Origin of the sequence: Corallococcus sp. CA047B (assembly GCF_003612065.1) — a bacterium.
Lineage (GTDB): Bacteria > Myxococcota > Myxococcia > Myxococcales > Myxococcaceae > Corallococcus > Corallococcus praedator.
This window is the reverse complement of record NZ_RAWD01000585.1, coordinates 1-2,510: the sequence shown is the minus strand read 5'-3', so window position 1 is coordinate 2,510 and position 2,510 is coordinate 1. Positions and strand designations below refer to the sequence as shown.

The window sequence follows — 2,510 nt, the reverse complement described above, 5'->3', positions numbered from 1 at the left end:
GGCCAGGGGGCTGGGCGCGATGGCCGCCCCACCGAAGATGGGCGCCTTCGTGAGCGGCGGCTCGGGAGGAGGCGGCACCGGCGCGGCGGCGGTAGCAGGCCCCTGCGGCGAGAGGGGCGCGCGGGGCGCGGGAGACCAGACGGAGCCGGGGCCCCAGGTGCTGGAGGCGCTCAGGCCCTCCGTGTCCACCCGGCCCCAGTCGAGCAGCAGGCTGCGCCGAGCGTGATCCACCGCGCGGTGCGCCGGGGGCGGCTCCACGAGGAAGGAGGAGCCCTCCTGCGACAGCGGCGGGGCCACGGGCTCCGCGGCCTCCTGCCCGAACGCGGGTGGCTGGCCGCCTTCACCGGGACGCGAGCGCGGCGGGAAGACGATGACCTGCGCGGGCTGCGCCGGGGCCGGCGTGGACGCCACCTCCGCGGCGGGCGCGAACTCCTCGACGGGCGCGGGTTCCGGCTCGGGCGCCACGTCCTCGACGGGCGCGGCCTCCGCCACGGGGACGGGTTCGGGCTCCGGGGGGACGTCCTCCACGGCCACCGGGACTTCCACGGGGGCCGCTTCGACGGGCGCGGGCGCGAGCTCCACCGGGATGGGCGGGGCGGCGTTCAGCCACTGCTCGATGCCGGGCTTGCTGCTCTGCACCGGCTCCTGCGGCGCGTTGCCCAGCTCGCGGATCAGCCCCTCGAAGTACAGCTTGCTGATGATGCCCAGCGCGGCCAGGTCCTCGAAGTCCGAGTCCTCCACCACGCGCGACAGCGCGCGCTTGCCGTCGAACAGGCGCAGCAGGCCGTTCACCTCGTCGGGGATCTCCGACAGGCGGTCCGCCAGTTGGTGGTAGTCGATCTCGAAGACCGTCTCCAGCGGCGGAAGCTGCTCGAGCATCCGGCCCCACTCATCGAGCCGGCGCATGCCCTCCATGAGCAGGCCCTGCGTGGAGACCTCGATGCGCTCGGGCCTGTCCAACGTGGTGAACTGCACGTCGAACTGGCCTTCGAACGTGTTGAGCAGCCGGTAGAAGGCGTTCTCGCCCTTGAGCCGGCCCAGCTCCGCGTCCACGACGCGGCCTTCCTTGAAGTAGACGGTGCCGGTGCGCTCGCCCTGGATGGAGATGACGCCCGTCTTGCGGCCGATTTCGAAGGTCTGGACCAGGTCCACGACGCCCATGTCGGCGAGGCTGCCCGCGAAGCCGCCCTTGGTCGTCTCGCGCTTCTCGATGCGTTCCTTCTCGGCCTTCTGAAGGATCATCTTCACGCGGGCGACGATCTCTTTGATGTAGATCGGCTTGGTCAGGTAGTCGTCGCTGCCCAGCTCAAGGCCGCGCACCTTGAACTCGACCGACTTCTGGTTCGTCAGGAAGACGAAGGGGATGGACTTGAAGCGCTCGTCGGACTTGAGCGTCTTGCAGAGTTCGAAGCCGTCCATCTCCGGCATCTTCGTGTCGGCCAGCACGAGGTCCGGAGGGCTGATCTGGACCTTCTCCAGCGCATCCTTGCCGTGGATCGCCGTCGTGACGGAGAAGCCCGCCTTCTTCAGGCTGACCTCCATCACGCGCAGGCTCTTCGCGTCACCATCGACCAGGAGCAGGTGCTGCTTGGCCACGTTGCATGCCTTTCAAAACGGGAGGGGCGGCGGATCCACCGGACGCGCCCCGTGGGGGCAAGCATCGGGCCCGCTTTCCAGGTGTGTCAATGGGCGGGACTGTCCGGAAAACCGTCCGGTTCCCCCCCTGGAGGACAGGCAGGTCAGCGGAAGAGGCCCTTCTTGGGCGGGTTCTTCTTGCGCATGTCGATGAGCCGCAGCTCCTGGTTCGCCTCCAGGTGCTTGGGGTTGGCGCGCACGGCCTCGCGGAAGTGGCGCTCGGCGCGGTCCATGTCGTTCTCCACCCGGGCGATGACGCCCAACTGGTAGTGGGCGCGATCACAGTTCGGGTCAGCGCGCACCGCATCCGCCATCCACTGTTTGGCGCGGGCCATGTCGGCCTTGCGGCTGGGGTCCATGTAGATGGCCCACGCGCGGGCGGCGAGGTACAGGGGCTTGGGGTCCAGCGTGTGCGCGCGCTCGTAGTGTTCGTTGGCGGCGACGAAGTCGCGCTTGCGGAAGTAGACCTCCGCCATCTTGAAGAGGTCCTCCGCGTTCACGTTGCCCCGGGCAGAAGGGGCGCCGGGGCGGCCCGCCGAGGCCTGCGACGGGGGCTTGGGCGCGGCCTGGGCCCCCTGCAGCGACTGCAGGTAGCTGTTGCGGCGCGTGTCGTCGTGCAGGACTTCGTAGGCCTCGCGGATGGACTCGAAGACGGAGGTGATCTTCGGCGCCAGGTGGGGCAGCGACGGGGGCAGCCGGTCCGGGTGGAAGAGCTTCGCCAGGCTGAGGAAGGCGGCCTTCACGGTGTCGCGCGAGGCGTCCTGCGGCACGCCGAGCACGAGGAAGTGGTCGCGCTTGGCCTGGATGTCCGCGTAGCGCTGTTCAATCTGCTGCGCGAGCCGGCCCTCGTCGGGCTTGGGGGGCTCCAGGGGCTG

General features: G+C 70.1%; 2 protein-coding genes. Both read right to left on the bottom strand.

Translation table 11 applies throughout. From position 1 onward, the window contains the following. Window positions 1-1,596: response regulator (locus tag D7X74_RS41265; RefSeq protein ID WP_120538385.1), on the bottom strand; the 1,596-nt coding region annotated here is incomplete at its 3' end. Between the two features lie 143 nt (window positions 1,597-1,739). Next, window positions 1,740-2,510: DnaJ domain-containing protein (locus tag D7X74_RS41260; protein ID WP_158622372.1), on the bottom strand; the 771-nt coding region annotated here is incomplete at its 5' end.